Raw genomic sequence first — 18,461 nt, 5'->3', positions numbered from 1 at the left:
ACGGGGGGCGTGCGCGGGCTCTCGCGCCGCCCACCTGCGGCTCCGGTGCCGCCCGTCGACGACCGCGCGTGACGCCACAGCGACTCTCCGTTCCGCCACAGCGACTCGCCGCGTCCACACCGACACCCGCAGCCCCGCGACCTGCGGCGATGCTCGGGCCGCATCCGCCGGCGCCCGGACGAGTCGCTCTGGCGTGACGCAGAGTCGCTCTCCCGTCGCGAACCCCAGCCCGCACCCCCGCACCAGCCCCGCACCGGTCCTCGCTCGACCACCGCGCAGACCCGCTGGCTACACTCGCGCCGACCCCCGCGCGTGGCGCCCGCCCGCGCGCTCCTCCCGAGAGGCGGTGCCCGGCGTGGCCCAGCGTTCCCGCAGGCGGCCTCGCCGCTACGGCCGCCGGGTGGTCGACCCGGACCTCCCCGACGGCCTCGAGCTGCGGGTCGACCGCTACCGGTTCGACGACCTCTGCCTGCGCGCCTGGCGCATGTCCCTCGCGGAGTCCGCGGGCGGACCCGGGCCGCAGGACGCGCCGCGCAACCTCGTGCTGCTGCACGGCCTCGGGGTGAGCTCGGCGTACTACGGACGCGTCGCTCTCGCGCTCGCGCGGGTCGGCACGGTGCACCTGCTGGACCTGCCGGGCTTCGCGGCGGTCCCGCCACCGCGCGACGCGGCCGGGATCGAGGAGTTCGCCGGGCTCGTCGACCGGTGGCTGCGGCGTCAGAGGCTCGCGAACGTGGTGCTCGTGGGCCACTCGATGGGGTCGCAGATCGTCACGGAGGTGCTCGCGCGCGACCCGGGCGTCGCGACGCACGGCGTCCTCATCGGGCCGCCCGTCAACGCGCAGGAGCGGTCGGTGGGTCAGCAGATGGTGCGCCTGGCGCAGAGCTCGGTGCGGGAGTCACGCGGCACGCGCGCGATGGCGCTGGCCGGCTACCGCCGCACCACGGTGCGCTGGTTCCGCCAGGTGCTGCCCGGGATGCTGCGGTTCCCCGTCGAGCAGCGCATCGCCGACGTCGACACCCCCCTCCTCGTCGTGCGCGGCGAGTACGACCGCGTCGCGCCCCGCGAGTGGACCGCGATGCTCACCGAGCGCGCGCCCGACGCCTGGTCGGCCGAGATCCCCGGCGCCTCGCACGCCGTCATCTACGAGCACGGCCGCGAGGTCGCCGCGCTCATCGCCGAGCACGCGGCGCGGCCGGCGCGTGGTAAGCGCACCGAGCAAGCGCCCGACGGCGAGGCGCCCGCCTCGGCGGACGCCCACGTCGCGCAGGGGGAACCACACGCGCCGGGCGCGCGGGACGCCCAGGACTCCAGCGCCCGGGACTCCAGCGCCCAGGACTCGGACGCCCGGGACTCCGGCGACGCCGCCCGCGTCCCGCACGGCAGCGACGCATGAGACGACCGCGGCTCCCCCGGATCCCGGGCGCCGGCGACCTCGGTTCGGTCGTGCACAAGGGCGCCGCGTGGGCCGCGGACTACGCCTGGATCGGCCTGGCTCAGACGGCGGCCCTCCGACCCGGCGACCGCGCCTCCACGCTCATCACGGGCCGCGCCGCGCCCGTCCTCCTGCTGCCCGGCATCTACGAGACGTGGGAGGTCATGGCGCCTCTGGCGCGCGCGCTGCACGACGCCGGCCACCCCGTCCACACCGTGCCCGGCCTCGGCTACAACGGCGCCACGCTGCCGCAGTCGGTCACCACCGTCGAGGCCCGCCTGCGCGCGCTCGACCTGCGCGACGCCGTCCTCGTCGCCCACAGCAAGGGCGGCCTCATCGGCAAGAGCGTGCTCACGGCTGCGTGGTCGACCGGCCGCGTCGCCGGGCTCGTCGCCGTGAACACGCCGTTCGGCGGCTCGCGCCTGGCGCGCTGGTTCCCGGCCCGTGCCGTGCGCGCCCTGTCCCCGCTCGACACGGACATCGTCGCGCTCGGCCGCACGGTCGACACCCACGACCGCATCCACTCGATCTACGCGCGCTTCGACCCGCACGTCCCGGACGGCAGCGTCCTCGTCGGCGCGACCAACGTCGAGCTGCCGATCGACGGCCACTTCAGGGTGCTCGCTTCCCGCACGTTGCACCGCGCGGTCGTCGAGGCCGTCGCCACCGTCAGCGCGTCGGCGCAGCGCGAACGCGAGCGCGGTGAGCCCCGCGAAACCTGACCTCAGGCCGAGACGAGCGCGTCCGCGCGGCGCAGGAACGCCGGCCGCAGCGGATCCTGCGGCCCCCACAGCGTGGTGCTCACCTCGCGCCGGACGAGCGGCACGACCTCCTCGGCGAACTGCCGCAGCACGTCCTCCTGCTGCGTGGCCGGGAGCGCCGGGCTGATCGAGACCGACTGGATGTCGTGGCCGAACGTGCCGTGGTAGTCGAGGATCTTCTCCGCGACGCGTTCGGACGAGCCCACGAGCGCCGGCCCCCGCTCGACGGCCTCGGCGAGCGTGCGGAACGACGTCCCGACGCCGAGCACGTCGCGGTGCCCGCGGGCGTCGGACTGCGCGACCTGGCCCTCGTAGAGCGGCCGGTACTGCTCGACGGCCTCCTCCGTGGTGCCTGCGAGGAACAGCCCGCCCGAGCCCGACCCGACGTACGCGAGCGCCGGGTCGTGCCCCGCGGCCGCGTACTCCTCGCGGTAGTGCACGAGGTGGCGCAGGTAGTTCTCGCGCGGCTGCAGCGCGTTGGCAGTGAAGACCGGGTCGCCCCAGCGCGCGGCGAGCTCGACCGCCCTCGAGGACGTCGCGGTGCCGTGCCAGATCCGGAACGGGCCGTCGAACGGTCGCGGCAGGGTGGTCACGCCGTCGAGCGCGGCCCGGAATCGGCCCGACCAGGTGACGTCCTCCTCGGCCAGCAGCCGTCGCAGCAGCTCGTAGTTCTCGGTGAGGTAGTCGTACTGCAGGGCGATGTCCTTGCCGAGCAGCGGGTACTGCGCGACCTCGTTGCCCTTGCCGATCGTGATCTCCAGCCGCCCGCGGCTGAGCTGGTCGACCGTGGCGAGGTCCTCGGCGGCGCGCACCGGGTCGAGCGGCGACAGCACGGTGACGCCTGTGTTGAGCAGGATCCGGTGCGTGGCCTGCGCGATCGCGCCGAGGATCACGGTCGGCGCGGACGACAGCACCGGCCCGGCGTGCCGCTCCCCCACCGAGAACGCGTCCAGCCCCAGCTCCTCGGCGAGCACCGCGTGCTCCACCACGCGCTGCAGCCGCACGTCGGCCGGCACCGTCTCGCCGGTCACGGGGTTGGGCGGGTTGAACACGATGTCGAGGACCTGGAACCGCACGGCGGGCCGCCTTTCAGGGGACGAGAAGCACAGGAGCAGACGGAACAGAGACAGACAGAGCGAGGGACGGAGACAGGCCGCGCGGTCAGCGCCCCGCAGGCGGAGCGACACCCGCGTGCCCGACGGCGGAGCGCGCCACCTCGGCGCGCAGCAGCGCCCCGAGGTGGTCGGCGATGGCGCCGGGACCCGACCGCGGCGCCACCGCCTCCACCTCGGCGTTGTAGTTGGTGTTGGTGTTGACGTCGTAGGTGAGCACCCGACCGTCGGCGGCGCGCAGATGCTCGACGCCCGCGATCTCGACGCCGAGCTCGGCCAGCACGGCGCGGTACCCCGCGAGCAGCGCGTCCTCGCCGGGCCGGGTGCCGAACTCCGCGTCGAGGGAGAACAGCGACTGCCCCGGCACCGGCGCCAGCTGCGCCCCCGGCGGCAGCAGCGGTGCCCCGGTGAGCGGGTCGAGCGCGCACGCGTCCGCCGGGCAGAGCTGGAAGCCACCGTGCACCGTGTCGGCGCGGATGGCGTAGACGAGCTCGCCGGCCACGAGCTCCACGCGCGTGATCGTGCCGTCGGCCGGCGGGACGTACTCCTGCAGCAGCGTCACGCCGTCCACGGGCGTGGGCACGTCGCCCGCCGCGAGCGCCGCGGCGAACGCGCCCACGTCGTCGAACCGCGCGACGCCGAGACCCTTGCCGCCCTGGTTGTGCTTGGTGAGGAACGGTCCCCCGGTCCGCGCGACGAGCCCACGGGCTGCGGCGAGGAGGTCCGCGGTGCCGACGACCGCCGTCGTGCGCGGGACCTCGAGGCCGTGCCGGCGCAGGGTGGCGAGCTGCACCACCTTGCTCACCTCGGCCTCGAGCGCGCTGCGCCCGTTGACCACGCGGCGGCCGGCGGCCGCGGCCCAGGCGAGGACCGCGCGGGTGTGCTCCTTCGCGAGCGCGTGCCCGCGGGTGTGCGAGGACGCCGAGAACCGCGACCAGTACACGCCGGGCGGCGGCGGCTCGTCGAGGTCGACGGCGCCGCCGTCGGTGAGCAGCCACTCGCGGTAGGGGATGCCGCGCTCGCGGAACGCGTCGGCGGAGGGCCCGAACCAGTCGGGGTTCTCGTGGATCGCGTGCACCACGGGCTGCGCGTCGGACGGGGAGGCGCTCACGCGAAGTACCCCTCGACGTCGACCACGCCGCCCGCCGCCTCGAAGTCGGCGACGGCCGCGGCGCGCAGCTCGCCGTCGTGCAGCCAGTCCAGCGCCGTGAGCGCGAGGCCCACCGCGACGTCCTCGAGCCGCCGGGACAGGTCCCGCAAGGTCTCCGGGTGCGCCGAGCGCACGTAGTACTCCAGGCGCGCGAGCTCCGGCACGATCGACGGCCGGTCGCCGCCCTCGCGGACCACGCCGTGCACGCGGTCGCTCGGCGGCAGGTGCTGGCGCAGCAGGCCGACGGCCTGGTAGTTCAGCGCGGCGGCGTCGAGCGCGTTGCGGCCCATGAACGGCTGCGCGGACGCGTGCGCGGCCACGCCGCGGTAGGTCACCACGAGCTGGCGCCGCCCGAGGAACGGGTGGTCCACCACGTCGTAGGAGAACGGGTGCAGCATGACCGCCGCGTCCACGCCGTCGAAGAAGCCCTCGCGCCAGAGCAGCTCCTTGCCCGAGCCGCCCTCCTCGGCGGGCGTCCCGAGCAGCACGACCTCGCCCGGCAGGTCGCGCGCCTGCGCCGCGAGCGCGAGGAACGCGCCGGTCGCCGAGGCGGCGATGAGGTGGTGGCCGCACGCGTGCCCGATGCCGGGCAGCGCGTCGTACTCCGCGACGATCGCGATCGTGCCCGTGCCGCCGTCGCCCGGCGCGAGCCCGACGCGGGCGCTCAGCGACGTCGCGAGGCTGTGCGTGCCGGTCTCGACCTCGATGCCGTGCCGCGTGAGCAGGTCGGCGATCGCGGCGACCGAGGCGTGCTCCTCGAACGCGACCTCGGCGAGGTCGTGCACCACGCCCGCCAGGGTCGCGACGTCGTCCCGCCCCTCGGCCGCCGCGCGGCGCACGGCCGCCGCGGCCGCCTCGGGAGCGCCCGTGTGCGTCGACGTGAGCGGCTCGAACGCGAGCGCCCGACGGCGCGTGGTCGCCTCGAGGAGGTCGAGGTACGCGCGCGAGGGGGCGGAGCCGGTCGCGGTAGTCGCGGTGCTCATCGCTACGGGACCAGGGCGTCCGCGCGGTCGGCGGCGCGCTCGTCGTGTTGTGCGCAGCCGGCGGTCTCGTCGCCGTCGCACTCAACGTCCAGCGCCCGACGGCGAGCCCACGCCTGCGCGACGAGGCGGAAGGACTCGGTGCGCGCCTCGACGTCGTGGGCGATCGTCGTGAGCAGCAGCTCGTCGGCGCCGGTGGCGCGCACGAGCGCCTCGAGGCCGTCGGCCACCACCTCGCCCGTGCCGACGAACCGCGTGCGCACGCGGTCCGCGACCAGGGCGCGCTCCCCCGTCGTCCACGAGCGCTCGGGTGCGTCGGGGCGCGGGTAGGGGATCGAGCCGGACTCCGACCGGATCGCGAGCACCCACGCGTCGAACCCGCGGCCGAGGGCCTCGGCCCGCTCCGCCGTCGCGGCGGCGAGCACGTCGACCGACACGAGGACGTAGGGCGCGGGCAGCACGCCGGGTCGGAACGCGTCGCGGTAGGCGGCGACCGTCTCGAGCACGCTGGAGGGGCTCACGTGGTAGTTCGCGGCGAGCGGGAGGCCGAGCTCGCCGGCCACCCGGGCGCTCTCGCCGGGGCTGCTCGCGAGCGCCCAGACCTGCACGTCCGCGCCGCTCGCGACGCCGCTCACGACGCGCTCGCCGGTGCGGGCCGGCCGTCCGGCGCCGAGCAGGTCCAGCGCCACCGCGAGCTCGTCGCGGTAGTCGCCGATCTCGGCGCGCCGGCCCACGACGTCGGCGCGTGCGGCGAACCGCTCGCGGATCCCGGGGTCGGTGAGGGAGAACGGCGGCGGGGGCGGCACGAGCAGGCCCTCGACCCAGCGGTCCTGCGCGGGGGGCGCCGGTACGGCGGGGGCCGCGGGCTGCGCCGCGGGCGCCGGCGCACCGGCGCCGGCGTCGCGGCTCCCGGGCGCGGCACCTCCGCTGGGGATGCCGGCGCGACCCAGGCCGAGGTCGACCCGGCCCGGGTGCAGGCGCGCGACCGTCGCGAACTGCTCGACGGCGACCGCCGGCGGCGTGTGCGCGAGGAGCACCGCGCCGGAGCCGACGCGGATGCGGTGGGTGCGCTCCGCGGCGACGGCCGCGAGCACGGCGGGCGACGTCGAGACGACGCCCGGCGTGGTGTGGTGCTCGGCGAACCAGATCCGCTCGTAGCCCTCGGCCTCGACGGTCGCGACGACGTCGAGCGCCGCCGCCAGCGCCTCGCCGGGTCCGGAGCCCTCGCTCACCGGGGCGAGCTCGAGCACGGACAGCGGCACGTGCCGGACGGCCCGGCCGGGCTGCTCGCGCGTCTCGTCGGTCATCAGATCCCCTCGCTCAGCGGGGGCAGCGCGAACAACCCGTGGTAGCCGCGGTCGAAGAACACGAGCGGCGTCTCGTCGCCCACGGCCCCCTGCACGACGCGCGCGACGACGAGCGCCGAGTCCGCCGTCGGGTGCCGGTCCGCGACGCGTGCGTGCACCCAGGTGGTGCCGGCGAGCACGGGCTCGCCCGAGTCGAGCGGACGCCACGCGACGCCCTCGAACCGGTCGATGCCGTGCGTGGCGAAGCGCTGCGACAGCGCGGTGTGGCCCGAGGGCAGGAAGTTCACGACGATGCCGTCGGCCTGGCTCAGCGCGGGCCAGGACGACGAGCCGCGCGAGATCGAGAACGCGAGCGTGGGCGGGTCGGCCGACACCGAGATGACCGACGTCGCGGTGAACCCGACCGGCCGGCCGAACACCGGGTCCAGCAGGGTCACGACCGCCACGCCCGCGGGGTGGCGCCGGAAGACCTCGCGGAACAGGGCCTGGTCCCGCACGACCCCGTCGCCCTCACCGCGTGCGCCGTCCGGCCGCAGCGCGCTCACGGGCTGCGCACTCATGCGGGCACCGCGGCGGGTGCGAGCAGGTGGCCGTACCGCGCCACCCACCCGGGCAGCAGCTCGTCGAGGTCGCCGAGCCGCCCCTGCGCGATCGCGAACGTCGGCGCCGGGACCTGTGCCCCGAGCTCGAGCAGCACCGGGCGCAGGTGGGTCTCCCCCGCGTGCAGGTGCCCGGGCTGGCCGGCCACGACCACGGCGAGCGCCGTCACCGAGGCGAGCTCTCCGCCGTCGTAGGTGTCGAGGAACGCCTTGAGCAGGCCGGTGTAGGCGCCCTTGTACACGGGCGTCGCGACGACGAGCAGGCGCGCGGCGCGCACCGTGTCGCGCGCGGCCTCCAGGCCGGCGCCGCCGACGAGCACCTCGCCGGCGATGTCGGCCAGCTCGACCGTCTCGATCGACGCGTCGGCGCCGTCGGCCGCGCCCGCCACGACCACCGCGCGGGCGACGGCGAGCGCCGTCGCGCTGGTCCGCGAGCCCGGGCGGGGGTTGCCCGAGAGGACGACGACGCTCATGCGCCGACCGCCGTGCGCTCGGTGCCGTTCGCCTGCCGGCGGGTGAGCGGTGCGCGCAGGCCGAGGTGCTCGCGCAGCGTGGTGCCCTCGTACGCGGTGCGGTAGGCGCCGCGCTCCTGGAGGGCCGGGACGAGCCTGTCGACGATGTCGTCGAGGCCGTCGGGCACGAGCCAGGGCGAGATGTTGAAGCCGTCGGCCGCGCCGGTCCGCACGAACCGGATGAGCCGCTCGGCCACGGAGTCCGGCGTGCCGACGAAGCCGTTGTGGCCGCGGTCCGTGGCGATGACGACCTCGCGGATCGACAGGCCCTCCTGCTCGGCGCGCGTGCGCAGGGCGCGCGCGATCGCCGTCGGGTCCGCGCCCTGGCGGGCCGCACCGCGCGTGCCGTCGATCGGTCGCGCGACCGGGTCGTGGTCGGGCAGCGGGCCGTCGGGGTCGAGGTGGGACAGGTCCTCGCCCCAGATCTGCCCGATGAGCGAGAGCGACGTGGCGGGCGTGACCTGCTCGCGCACGAGCCAGCGCTGCTTCTCGCGCGCCTCGGCCTCGGTGTCGGCGAGGACGAAGGACGTGCCGGGGAAGATCTTCACGTCGTCGGCTGGCCGGCCGGCGGCCACCACGCGGCGGCGCACGTCGCGGGCGAACGCGAGGGCGTCGTCGAGGTCGGAGCCGTGCGCCGAGAAGATCACGTCGACGTTGTTCGCGGCGAAGGTGCGCCCGGCCGGGGAGTCGCCGGCCTGGAAGAGCACCGGATGGCCCTGCGGGCTGCGCGGCACGGTCGGGGTGACGTGCGTGCGCAGCGTGCGGCCCTCGCGCGCCACCGGCGCGACCGAGCCGGGCTGCGCCCAGCTGGCCGCATCCCGCGAGGTGGCCACGGCGTCGTCGGCGAAGGAGTCCCAGATCGCCTGCGCGGCGCGCACGATCTCCTCGGCCCGCACGTACCGGTCCTCGTGGTCGAGGTAGCCGCCGCGGCGGAAGTTCGCCCCGGTCCACGCGTTGTCGGTGGTCACGACGTTCCAGGCGGCGCGACCGCCGGAGAGCACGTCGAGGCTCGCGAGCCGGCGCGCGAGATCGGCCGGGTCGTTGTACGTGGTGTTCTGCGTCGCGACGAGGCCGATCCGGCTCGTCAGCGCGGCGAGCGCCGAGAGCTGGGTGATCGCGTCGGGCCGGCCCACGACGTCGAGGTCGTGCAGGCGCCCGTGGCTCTCCCGCAGGCGCAGGCCCTCGCCGAGGAAGAACGCGTCGAAGAGGCCGCGCTCGGCGGTCCGAGAGACGTGCACGAACGAGGCGAAGTCGGTCTGCGAGCCCGAGCGCGGGTCCGACCACACGGTGTGGTGGTTGACGCCCTGGAAGAAGACGCCGAAGTGCACCTGGGCGTCGGGGCGGGTGATCGGCGCCGGGGCGGCGCCCGCGGTGGCTGCCGCGTGGGCGGGGTTGGCGGTGGTCATGCGACGTCCTTCCGGGAGAACACGTTCTCGGGGCGGTCGAGGCCGAGCACGTCGCGCAGGCTCTGGCCGAGACGGGGGGCGCGCGCGAGCCGCGTGGCGTGCAGGCGCGGGAGCACCTGCCGGGTGAGCACGCGCAGGTCGGAGGTGAGCACCGCGGGGTGCAGCCGCACACCGTCGACCGCGGGGGCGAGCTGCTCGAGCAGCGCCACCAGCCCGAAGCTCGAGCCGACGAACCGGAGTGCGTCCGGCTGCCACGGCACGTGCGCGTCGAGCGCCGCGAGGCGCTGGGCGGCCGAGCCGCGGTTCCCCTGACCGCCTGCGCCCGGGGCGGTGTCGTCGTCGAGCACGACGGCGATCTCGGCCAGGACGCGCGTCGCGCCCTGGCGGCGGGCGCGCTCGGCGCGGAAGGCGACCTCCTCGGCGTCGGGCCCGGCGACGAGCGTGACGTCGGCGAGCGACGGGTCGAGCACGTCCTCCGGCGCGATGACGACGGGGTGGCCCTGCGGCGGACGCGGCGTGATGCTCGCACCGTGCACCGAGAACGTCGCGGTGGTGACCTCGACGTTGTGCACCCGGTCGGCGTCGATGTAGCGGCCGGTGGTGACGTCCTTGATGACGGCGTCGTCCTCCCACGAGTCCCACAGCCGGCGGACGGTCGTGACGACGTCGCGCACCTCCTGCCGGCGGGCCTCGGGCGTCTCGGGGACCACGCGGTCGAGCGCGTCGGCGAGGCCCGGCTGGTCGTCGTCGCCCACGACCCAGCCCGCGCGGCCCAGCGTGGCGATGTCGAGCGACGCGAGCTGCGCGGCGAGGTGGAAGGGCTCGACGCTGCGCGGCTGGACGCGCGGGGCGAGGCCGAGCCGGGTCGTGAGCGGGCCGGCGAAGGACGCACGGACGATCGCGTCGAGCCGGGCGGCGACCTCGGCGGGGTGCGCGGTCGCGTCGGTCGTGGTGAGGGCGTCGTCGAACGTCGCGAAGGCGAAGCCGGCGTTCTCGGCGGCGAGCACGGTGCGACGCAGCGCGGCGGGGTCGAGCACGGCGTCGGGACGCTCGGTGCTCGCCCGCCACGCGGCGGGGTGGGCGCCGAAGCCGTCGAGCTCGACGGCGACGACGAGGGGCTGGTGCGCCATGGGGCACCTCCTGGCAGTGGGGGACCGGGGGCGGTCGTGGGTGAGGGCGGGGCTGGGCTGTTCGGGCGGTGCTGGTTCGGGGGGCTGTGCTGGTTCGGGACGCTAACCACCTGCCGGAAGGCGGCTCGGGCGGCCTCGGCGCGTCTCAGGGGCTGAGACGGGGCACTCGGAGGCCGCTGTAGCGCCGGGCTCGAGGTGGGACGGTCGGTCCGGATGGCGAGACGTCGCGGGCTCCGGCGTGACGCGGCGTCGGGCGTGCTTACCGTCCGCGGAACCGGTCGAGCCACCGGCCCCACCCGGCTCGCCACTGCTTCGCATCCCGTCACGTCAGCTCGCTCTCACCTGAACCGAGGAGTCCCCCGATGTCCATCGACACCCGCGCACCCGGCGTCGTCTCAGCCGACGTCGACGTCCAGGACTGGCTCGCCTTTCGCGCACGCCGCGAGGCCGACCTCGCCCGCCCGCACGACTGGCTCAGCGTGGTCGGCTTCGTCTGGCTCGGCGACGAGCCCGCCGCGGTGCCCGGCGTCCCGGGGTCGTGGTGGGTGGCTGACGGCGAGGCTCACGTCGCCGCGCGCACCGCGGACGGGCTGCGCCTCCTCGGGTCGAGTGACGCTGCGTCCGGCGCTGCCGATGCCGCCTCACTGGGCCGCGCGACCGGCGTGCTCGACGGCGAGGCCTCCGTCGCCGTCGGCGAGGCCGGCGCCGTGCCGTTCGCGGCGTTCCGGTCCGGCGCTGGTGACGCCGCCGACGACGCTGCTAGCGCAGACGACGACGAGACCGAGGTCCGCGTCGAGGTGCTACGCCGCGGCGGCTACTACGCGCTGCGGCTGCGCGACCCGCAGGCGCCCGCCCGCACGTCCTTCGACGGCGTGCCGACCTGGGACTACGACCCCGCCTGGCGCCTCACGGCCCGGCTCGAGCCGTACGCCGCGCCCCGCTCGGTCGTCGTCGGCGCGGCCGCGCCGGGCCTCACGCAGCGCGCGAACGCCGTCGGCGAGGTCGTCCTCGAGCGCGACGGCGAGGAGGTCCGTCTCGTGGCGACCGGCTCGCCGTCGTCGTGGTCCGTCGCGTTCACGGACGCGACGTCGGGCGTCACCTCCTCGGCCTGGCGCGCCGTCGCCGTGCTCGGCGACCCGGCCGACGGCGACGGCGAGGTCGACCTCAACCGCACCGTCAACTTCCCCTACGCGTTCTCCGACTTCGGCACCTGCCCGCGCCCGATCGAGGGCAACGCGCTGCCGTGGGCCGTCGAGGCGGGCGAGCGCTCGCCGTCGGGCCGCACCGGCGTGCCGCCCACCGAGGGCGGGCCGACCGCGCTGCCGGGACCCCAGCTGCTGGGTGGCGCGGTGCAGGACGGCTGAGCGCTCGCCGTCGGGCTCCGCGCGGGCGTGCTGCGCTCAGGCGCCGCCGTCCTCGTCGAGCCAGCGCCAGAGGGCCTGGTCGACGGTGTCGCCACCGAGGGTGGGCTCGAGGGTGTCGAGCGCGTCCTCGGTGAGCGACCGCGTGGTGCTGAGAAGCTCCTCGGCGCTGCCGGCGCGGAGCAGCCGGTAGCGGTCCAGCGGACCGATCGGCGCGATAGCGGCGAGCTGCCAGGCGGCCTCGACGGGGTCCTCGGACAGCCCGACGTCGGGGTCCCAGTCGGTCTCGGCGAACTCCGCGGCGCGCGCAAGGACGCCGCGGACCAGGTGCTCGGTCTGCTCGCGCAGCGGCTCGAGGTCGTCGTCCCAGGCGAGCTCGGGCAGCGCGCGTACGGTCGCGACCGGGTACGGGTCGTCCTCGCCCCAGGCGAGCACCTCGACGCGGTGCGTGCCCTGCGCGACGACGAGCACGTCGTCGTCCTGCGCCGCCATCTGCACGATGTGCGCCATGGTCGCGACGCCGAAGCGCACCTCGCCGCCGCCGGCCTCCGTCCCGCGCTCGATGAGCACGACGCCGAACTCCGGCCGGCCGGACGCGAGGATGCGGCCGAGCATCACGCGGTAGCGCGGCTCGAAGATCCGCAGCCGGATCGGCACGTGCGGCAGGAGCACGGACGCGAGCGGGAACATCGCGGTGCCGGGGCGCGCGCCGGGGACGCTCGTGATGTCCTCGGGCGCAGCGCCTTTGTCGGGCGCCTCGCCGTCGGGCGTTGCGCCGTCCGGCGCCTCGCCGTCGGGCGTTGCGCCGTCCGGCGCCTCGCCGTCGGGCGTTGCGCCGTCCGGCGCCTCGCCGTCGCCGTCGCGCGCCCGCTCGTGCAACTCGTCACTCGGCAGACCTGCCTCCATCGCCCCAGTCAACACCGCCCTCGGGCGTCGGCGCCCCCTCCTCGCGCTCGCCGTCAGCGCGCTCGCCGGCCGCCCGCGCGCGCCACCGCCTCCGCAGCACCCACGCCGCCGCCTTCGGTCGCCGGTCGCGCGTGAGCACGCCCTTGCGGTTGCCGTCGGCGCGGATGAGGCCGGGCGCCGTCGCGAAGTCGGCGAACGCCCAGACGTGCTCGCCGACCACGGCGGACTCGCCGTCGAACACCCGACCGCTCATCTCGAGCACCGCGGCCTGGTACTCCTCCGACCACGGCTCGGGGTCGGCGTGGTGCGTGCCCGGCAGCGCGTCCGCGCCGTACTCGCTCACCACGATCGGCTTGCCGAGCGCCGCCCACGTCGCGAGCTCGGCGCGCAGGTGCTGCTCCGCGGACTCCAGGTCGGCATAGTCCTCGTACCAGCCGTAGTAGCGGTTCAGCAGGAGCAGGTCGGCCATCGGCGTGACCCGGCAGGTCTCGGGGCGGTGGCGGCCCTCGTTCGCGAAGGTCACCGGCCGGGTCGGGTCGAGGGTGCGCGCCAGCGCGAAGAGCGGTCCGAAGTACTCCCCCGCGAGCGGCGCGGACGACGTCGGCTCGTTCGCGACGCTCCACGCCACCACGCTCGGGTGGTTGCGGTCGCGCGCGACGAGCTCGCGCAGCAGCCGCGCGTGCGCCTCCTGTGCGGCGGCGCCGATGAAGCCGGGGCCCTCGCCGAACGTCGCGGGTGCGAGCCGCCCGCCCGAGAACGCCTCGTTCTGCCCGACCGCGGGCGCCTCGTCGATGACGAGCAGGCCGTCCTCGTCCGCGAGGTCGAGCACCTCCTCCGCGTGCGGGTAGTGCGCGGTGCGGAAGGAGTTCGCCCCGAACCACGCGAGCAGGGCGTGGTCGTGCACCGCGAGCACCGGGTCGTGCCCCTTGCCGTGCACGAGCTGGTCCTCGTGCCGCCCGAAGCCGCGCAGGTGGACCGGCTCGTCGTTGACGAGCAGCCGCGCGCCGGCGACCCGCACCGTGCGCATCCCGACCTTGAGGTCGTAGCGGTCGAGCACGCAGCCCTCGCCGTCGGGCACCTCGAGCGCGAGGTCGTACCGGTAGCCGTCACCTGGCGCCCACGCGTGCACGTCGGGGATGGTGAGCCGGCCCGCGACGGTGGGCTCGCCGTCGGGAGCGTCGCGATCGGGGGTGTCGAGCGTCCCGCCCGCCACGAGGTGCCCGACGGCGTCGCGCACCTCCGCGCGCAGGGCCACCCCGCCCGGGGTGTCGGTGAGGGCGACGGCGAGGCCGAGCTCGCCGTCGCGCGTCCCGTCCGTGCGGACCCCCGGCACCTCGTGACGGAGCCCGGCATGGGCTACCGGTTCGTACGCGAGGGCCGGTGAGGGGCGGGGCGGGCGGCTTCGGAGAGGTCGCGGTGGTCGGGCGTGTCCTCAGCCGTCAGGAGACGACGGCGAACCCACCGGTCCAGGAGATCTTCTCGCCCGCGGCGAGGGTGAGCTGGAGGAAGCCGAGCGCCTCGAGCTCGTGGGCCCGCGCGAGCGAGCCGGCGTCGATCGCCTGCAGGCCGCCGGCCTTCACGGCCTCGACGAGCGTGGCCTTGGCGTCCGCGTGGTCGCCCGCGACGAGCACCGTCGTCGTGTTCGCGCCGACCTGGCCGCTCGCGAGGGTCGCGGCGAACGTCGTGTTGAACGCCTTGACCACGCGCGCGCCCGGGAGGGCCGCCTGGAGCTCGGCCGCAGCGGAACTTCCCGCCGGCACGACGAGCGAGTCGAACGTCGAGAAGTCCAGCGGGTTGGTGATGTCGACGACGACCTTGCCCGCGAGCTGGTCGCGGTAGGCCTCGGCCAGACCGGCGAGGGCGGGGTAGGGCACGGCGAGCACAACGACGTCGCCCGTCACCGGCGCAGTCCCCGCCTCCTCGCGGCTCACGTAGCCCACCGAGGCGCCGCCCTTGGCGAGCACGCCGCCGATCGCGTTGGCCATGTTGCCGGTTCCGATGATGGTGACGCTGGTCATCTCTCTCACTCCTCTGATTAGTTGTTGCTACAAGTAGATAGTAACCCACGATGGTTGAGGCGTCAACCAATGCGTTCGCCGGCGTGTTCCGACGGGCGCAACCGAGTGGGGCGCTGTGCCACGATCGACGCGATGTCCACGACCTCGGCCGGCGGCCCTGCGCCCTTCCCCGAGCCGGGCCCGCTCCCCCGCACCGCGGGCGTCCCGCCGCAGCACGCCCGGCCGCAGCCCGTGCCGCGCAGCGTCTCACCCCGCGTGACGGCGTTCGCCGAGGCCGCGCGGAGCGCGACGACGGTGGCCGCCCGCGAGGCCCAGTGGCGCGACCTCGTCGGCGCGGGCACCCCGCTGGTGGAGACGCTGGACTCCCACGACTGCCTCGTGACGTTCCTCTGGCGCGGCCCGGCCCGACGCGTCGCCGCGCTCGTCAACAAGCTCTCCGACGCCTCGACGCTCGAGAGCGCGCTCCTCGAGCCGGTGCCGGACACCGACGTCTGGGCACTCACGCTCGGCCTGGGGCGAGCGTTCCTCGGGAGCTACGCGCTCGCCGTCGTGCCCGTGGACGCGGGCGAGGCGACGGCCGGCACACGCGGGCGGGCCGAGCACGGCGGGCTCGAGACGCGCCGCGCGCGGGCGCTGGCCGTGTCGCTGCCCGAGCGCCACGAGGCGATCGCGGCGTGGTTCAACCTGCTCGCGCACGCCGCGCCCGATCCGCTCGCGCGCGAGCACGGCGGCGGAGCATCCGTCGCGCGGGGACCGGACGCCCCGCGTGCGCCGGTGGTCGCGGGGCCGGTGTCGCCCGGCCGGCTCGTCCCAGCGGCACTGCCGGGCGGTCGGCGCGGATGGTGGCACGTGCCGGCCGGTCCGCCGCCGGCGGAATGGGACGTGCGGGTGCTGCTCGACGGCGAGCACTGGCTCGAGCCTGCGGCTCCCGGCTCCGTCTCGGCGGCCCCGCGGCTGGACGCGCTCCCCGCGCAGGGCGCACCGCGGCGCGTGACGCTGCTCGTCGAGGGCGGGGACATGGCCGCGCGCGGTCGCGACCTCACGTGCTCGCCGCACATGGTGGACGCGCTGCGTGGTGCGCTCGACGGCGCGGACCCCGCGCTCCTCGGAGCCCCGCTCACCGCCGACCCCGCGCGCACGAGCATCGTCGGGCGCAGCCTCGGCGGCCTGCTCGCGGTGTACGCGCAGTGCCGGGCGCCGGAGCGGTTCGGGGTGAGCGTGAGCCAGTCGGGATCGTTCTGGTGGCCGAACACGGGCGGCACAGCCGGTTCAGCCGGGCAGTGGCTCACGACGGCGATCGAGAGCTCCGCCGTTCACCTCGGCCGGGTGCACCTAGAGGTCGGCACGCGCGAGTGGGTGCTGCTCGAGCCCACGCGGCGGCTGCGCGAGGTGCTGCGCGGGCGCGCCACCGTCACGTGGCGCGAGTTCGACGGCGGACACGACCAGGTCTGCTGGGACGCGCTGCTGCCTGACGCGCTGCGGGGCGCAGGCGCCTGAGCCCGCGGGCGTGGGTTTGGACTGCCGTGCGCTGTGACTGGTCGCCCGAGCGCATTGACTGGTCAGATCGAAACCGCACGGACCGCCAACCCTCTGACCTGCGGCGATGCTGCGCCCGCCACGCCGGACGGGATCTGGCCAGTCAATCCGTCGGTGCCACCAGTCAATGCGTCGGGCTACCCCGGGGTCGGTGCGGCCGTCGGCTACGCCTGGGCGCCCTCGCCGGCCAGGGTGAGCTCGCCCGGCTCCGCGTCAGCCGCGTCGACCGCGGCGCTGCGGTCGGCCGCATCAGCGTCACCCACGTCCGCACGACTCCGACTCCCGACGGCGTGGAGCACGCCGCTCCCGATCGCGATGGCGCCCGCCACGGCCATGACGAGCACCATCGGCGTGACGGACACGCCGCCGCCGAGCCCGACCAGCGGCGACACCAGGCCCGCGGCGGCGAACTGGGCGGCGCCGAGTGCGGCCGACGCGAAACCCGCGGGCCCCCGCACGGCATCGAGGGCGAGCGCGGTGGCGGTCCCGAGGATGAAGCCGAGCGACGCCACCGTGAGCAGGATCGGGACGGGCAGGAAGGCCACCGGAAGCCACGCGGCCGTCGCAGCGAGCAGCACGATCCCGACGCCGAGCCCCGCGAGGCCCATCGCCATGACGCGCCGGGAACCGAGGCTCGAAAGCAGCTTGGACGCGACCGCGCTGGTCGCCATGAGCGCGAGGGCGTTGGCACCGAAGACGAGCCCGTAGGTCACCGCGCTCAGGCCGATCAGCTCCTGGTACACGAACGGGGAGGCCGAGATGTACGCCATCATCACGGCGAACGACGCCACGAACACGGCCGTGCACAGGAGGTAGGTGCGGTTGCGCCACAGCGGCAGGGTCGGCTCGACCGCGGGACCATTCACGATCGCGCCCGACGCGGGCGACCCCCACGCCGGCACGTCGGCGACGTCCGCCGCGAGGGCGAGCGACGCCGTCGTGCGCCGACCTCGACGCGCGTGCGCCGGCAGCGTCTCCGGCACGGCCGCGAGCACGGCGAGCAGCATGAGCACGGCAATGCCGGTGAGCACCCCGAGCGTGCCGCGCCAGCCGAGCGCCTCGGTGAGCAGGCTGCCCGCGACCGGCGCCACGACCGGCGCGACCCCTCCCACGATCATCATGAGCGTGAAGGCGCGCGCCGCGACCTCACCGCGGGCGAGGTCGGAGATGATCGCGCGGCCGAGCACCATCCCGGCCGAGCCGGCGAGCCCCTGGACGAGCCGCGCGGGGACGAGCACGCCGATCGTCGGCGCGAACGCGACGACGAGGCTCGAGAGCACGAACACCACGGCCCCGATCACGAGCGGGAGCCGGCGCCCGAGGCGGTCCGAGAGCGGGCCGAAGATCAGCTGACCCGCTGCCATGCCGACGAGGAATGCGGTGAGCGTGAGCTGGATCGCGGTCGGGTCGGTGCCGAGGTCCGTGGCCATCGCGGGGAACGCGGGCAGGTAGAGGTCGGTCGCGAACGGCGCGACGGCGGAGAGCAGCGCGAGCGCGAGCAGCAGGCGCGTGGTGAGCAGGTGGGGGCGAGACGTCACAACTGTCCTTACTTATATTTCCATAATGATCGACGCATCACCATATAGGCTGGGTCGCATGGCCGACAACGCCCTGCTTGCCGAGACCCGCCCGGATGTGGCCGAGGACACGCTGGCCGACGACACGCTCGCCGACCTCGCCGAGCTCGCGCACGCCGTCGCGCGCGACGTCGGGCGGCCCGACGGCGACGGCGTCGTCCCCCTCACGCACACCGAGGTGATGGTGCTCAAGGCGATCGAGGACCGGCCGGACGCGACGCCGGGTGCGGTCGCCGAGGCGACCTCCCTGCAGCGCAGCAACGTGAGCGCGGCTCTCGCCGCGCTCGTGCGCAAGGGTTTCGTGGAGCGCAGGCCCGACGGCGTGGACGGCCGGGTCGTGCACCTGCACCTCACCGCGCTGGCGCACGCGAGCCGGACCACGATCCGGGGGCGGTGGGCCGCGCGCGTGCGGCTCGGCGTCGAGGCGGGTTCGCTGACGGCGGCCGACGTCGAGGCGACCGTCCGCGTCCTCGGCGCCCTCGCGGACGGGCTGGCCGCGACGCGGGACTGAAGCGCGGCGCGCGGCGCTGGCCGCTCAGGCCTGCGCCGCTCAGGCCTGCGGCGCCCGCACGCCGAGGCTGCGGAACTCAGCCCGGATCCGCCGGTGTCGTTTCGTGGGGGTCGTTGATCGGGGCTTGATCGTCGTCGGGAGTGTGGGGCGTGTGGGGTTC

17 protein-coding genes are annotated in these 18,461 nt (G+C 75.8%); 5 read left to right on the top strand and 12 right to left on the bottom strand.

Annotated features, from left to right (window positions below):
- Positions 1-400 precede the first annotated feature (400 nt).
- Both FH969_RS03970 and FH969_RS03965 read left to right on the top strand, forming a co-directional pair.
- On the top strand, positions 401-1,396 hold the full coding sequence (locus FH969_RS03970; protein WP_180359657.1) for an alpha/beta fold hydrolase: 996 nt from the start codon (positions 401-403) through the stop codon (positions 1,394-1,396).
- The gene (locus FH969_RS03965; RefSeq protein ID WP_139986222.1) at positions 1,393-2,157 is read left to right on the top strand and encodes an esterase/lipase family protein; all 765 of its coding nucleotides are present in this window, start codon (positions 1,393-1,395) and stop codon (positions 2,155-2,157) included. The genes FH969_RS03970 and FH969_RS03965 overlap by 4 nt, the downstream gene beginning before the upstream one ends.
- A 2-nt stretch (positions 2,158-2,159) precedes the next feature.
- Here the strand turns inward: FH969_RS03965 and FH969_RS03960 are convergent, their stop codons facing one another.
- The 8 genes from FH969_RS03960 to FH969_RS03925 form a co-directional block, all read right to left on the bottom strand.
- Positions 2,160-3,272, bottom strand: coding sequence for an LLM class flavin-dependent oxidoreductase (locus tag FH969_RS03960; RefSeq protein ID WP_139986221.1), 1,113 nt, complete (start codon positions 3,270-3,272; stop codon positions 2,160-2,162).
- A gap of 85 nt (positions 3,273-3,357) precedes the next feature.
- Positions 3,358-4,419: an ATP-grasp domain-containing protein gene (locus tag FH969_RS03955; RefSeq protein ID WP_139986220.1), complete on the bottom strand. Its 1,062-nt coding sequence runs from the start codon at positions 4,417-4,419 to the stop codon at positions 3,358-3,360.
- Entirely contained in the window at positions 4,416-5,441 is a 1,026-nt protein-coding gene (locus FH969_RS03950) for an amidohydrolase (protein WP_139986219.1), read from the bottom strand. The genes FH969_RS03955 and FH969_RS03950 overlap by 4 nt, the downstream gene beginning before the upstream one ends.
- Positions 5,442-5,443: 2 nt before the next feature.
- Positions 5,444-6,745: an LLM class flavin-dependent oxidoreductase gene (locus FH969_RS03945; protein ID WP_139986218.1), complete on the bottom strand. Its 1,302-nt coding sequence runs from the start codon at positions 6,743-6,745 to the stop codon at positions 5,444-5,446.
- Positions 6,745-7,305: a flavin reductase family protein gene (locus FH969_RS03940; protein ID WP_139986217.1), complete on the bottom strand. Its 561-nt coding sequence runs from the start codon at positions 7,303-7,305 to the stop codon at positions 6,745-6,747. Before FH969_RS03940 ends, FH969_RS03945 begins: the two co-directional genes overlap by 1 nt.
- Positions 7,302-7,817, bottom strand: coding sequence for an NADPH-dependent FMN reductase (locus FH969_RS03935; RefSeq protein WP_139986216.1), 516 nt, complete (start codon positions 7,815-7,817; stop codon positions 7,302-7,304). The genes FH969_RS03940 and FH969_RS03935 overlap by 4 nt, the downstream gene beginning before the upstream one ends.
- Positions 7,814-9,262, bottom strand: a complete 1,449-nt coding sequence (locus FH969_RS03930; protein WP_139986215.1) for an NtaA/DmoA family FMN-dependent monooxygenase — start codon at positions 9,260-9,262, stop codon at positions 7,814-7,816. The genes FH969_RS03935 and FH969_RS03930 overlap by 4 nt, the downstream gene beginning before the upstream one ends.
- Complete coding sequence (locus tag FH969_RS03925) at positions 9,259-10,392, bottom strand: LLM class flavin-dependent oxidoreductase (RefSeq protein ID WP_139986214.1); 1,134 nt, start codon at positions 10,390-10,392, stop codon at positions 9,259-9,261. The genes FH969_RS03930 and FH969_RS03925 overlap by 4 nt, the downstream gene beginning before the upstream one ends.
- Positions 10,393-10,754: 362 nt before the next feature.
- On the opposite strand from FH969_RS03925, the gene FH969_RS03920 reads away from it, so the two are divergent.
- Positions 10,755-11,756: a DUF1684 domain-containing protein gene (locus tag FH969_RS03920; protein ID WP_139986213.1), complete on the top strand. Its 1,002-nt coding sequence runs from the start codon at positions 10,755-10,757 to the stop codon at positions 11,754-11,756.
- A gap of 36 nt (positions 11,757-11,792) precedes the next feature.
- On the opposite strand, the gene FH969_RS03915 is transcribed toward FH969_RS03920, so the two are convergent.
- From FH969_RS03915 to FH969_RS03905, 3 genes are all read right to left on the bottom strand, one after another.
- The gene (locus FH969_RS03915) at positions 11,793-12,659 is read right to left on the bottom strand and encodes an LON peptidase substrate-binding domain-containing protein (protein WP_246071693.1); all 867 of its coding nucleotides are present in this window, start codon (positions 12,657-12,659) and stop codon (positions 11,793-11,795) included.
- Positions 12,637-13,992, bottom strand: coding sequence for a glycoside hydrolase family 2 TIM barrel-domain containing protein (locus FH969_RS03910; RefSeq protein WP_139986212.1), 1,356 nt, complete (start codon positions 13,990-13,992; stop codon positions 12,637-12,639). Before FH969_RS03910 ends, FH969_RS03915 begins: the two co-directional genes overlap by 23 nt.
- Before the next feature lie 106 nt (positions 13,993-14,098).
- Entirely contained in the window at positions 14,099-14,677 is a 579-nt protein-coding gene (locus FH969_RS03905; protein WP_139986211.1) for an NADPH-dependent F420 reductase, read from the bottom strand.
- Between the two features lie 132 nt (positions 14,678-14,809).
- Here FH969_RS03905 and FH969_RS03900 point away from each other — a divergent pair, with 132 nt between their 5' ends.
- Complete coding sequence (locus FH969_RS03900; protein WP_180359656.1) at positions 14,810-16,174, top strand: enterochelin esterase domain-containing protein; 1,365 nt, start codon at positions 14,810-14,812, stop codon at positions 16,172-16,174.
- 203 nt (positions 16,175-16,377) lie between these two features.
- Here the strand turns inward: FH969_RS03900 and FH969_RS03895 are convergent, their stop codons facing one another.
- Positions 16,378-17,751, bottom strand: coding sequence for a multidrug effflux MFS transporter (locus FH969_RS03895; protein WP_108718464.1), 1,374 nt, complete (start codon positions 17,749-17,751; stop codon positions 16,378-16,380).
- 58 nt (positions 17,752-17,809) lie between these two features.
- Between FH969_RS03895 and FH969_RS03890 the strand changes: the two genes are divergently transcribed.
- Positions 17,810-18,301, top strand: a complete 492-nt coding sequence (locus FH969_RS03890) for a MarR family winged helix-turn-helix transcriptional regulator (protein ID WP_159096434.1) — start codon at positions 17,810-17,812, stop codon at positions 18,299-18,301.
- Positions 18,302-18,461: the final 160 nt, after the last annotated feature.

The organism is Miniimonas arenae, from assembly GCF_006351005.1.
In the GTDB taxonomy this organism is placed as follows: Bacteria; Actinomycetota; Actinomycetes; order Actinomycetales; family Beutenbergiaceae; genus Miniimonas; species Miniimonas arenae.
The sequence above is the reverse complement of the archived record's forward strand: the minus strand, read 5'-3'. Positions and strand labels throughout refer to the sequence as shown.

Bases quoted from the DNA above. Each gene is read 5' to 3' on its own strand.
- FH969_RS03920 (WP_139986213.1), top strand. From the start codon at position 10,755: ATGTCCATCGACACCCGCGCACCCGGCGTCGTCTCAGCCGACGTCGAC.
- FH969_RS03965 (WP_139986222.1), top strand. From the start codon at position 1,393: ATGAGACGACCGCGGCTCCCCCGGATCCCGGGCGCCGGCGACCTCGGT.
- FH969_RS03940 (WP_139986217.1), bottom strand. From the start codon at position 7,305: ATGAGTGCGCAGCCCGTGAGCGCGCTGCGGCCGGACGGCGCACGCGGT.
- FH969_RS03930 (WP_139986215.1), bottom strand. From the start codon at position 9,262: ATGACCACCGCCAACCCCGCCCACGCGGCAGCCACCGCGGGCGCCGCC.
- FH969_RS03935 (WP_139986216.1), bottom strand. From the start codon at position 7,817: ATGAGCGTCGTCGTCCTCTCGGGCAACCCCCGCCCGGGCTCGCGGACC.
- FH969_RS03945 (WP_139986218.1), bottom strand. From the start codon at position 6,745: ATGACCGACGAGACGCGCGAGCAGCCCGGCCGGGCCGTCCGGCACGTG.
- FH969_RS03890 (WP_159096434.1), top strand. From the start codon at position 17,810: ATGGCCGACAACGCCCTGCTTGCCGAGACCCGCCCGGATGTGGCCGAG.
- FH969_RS03950 (WP_139986219.1), bottom strand. From the start codon at position 5,441: ATGAGCACCGCGACTACCGCGACCGGCTCCGCCCCCTCGCGCGCGTAC.
- FH969_RS03925 (WP_139986214.1), bottom strand. From the start codon at position 10,392: ATGGCGCACCAGCCCCTCGTCGTCGCCGTCGAGCTCGACGGCTTCGGC.
- FH969_RS03900 (WP_180359656.1), top strand. From the start codon at position 14,810: ATGTCCACGACCTCGGCCGGCGGCCCTGCGCCCTTCCCCGAGCCGGGC.
- FH969_RS03915 (WP_246071693.1), bottom strand. From the start codon at position 12,659: ATGGAGGCAGGTCTGCCGAGTGACGAGTTGCACGAGCGGGCGCGCGAC.
- FH969_RS03905 (WP_139986211.1), bottom strand. From the start codon at position 14,677: ATGACCAGCGTCACCATCATCGGAACCGGCAACATGGCCAACGCGATC.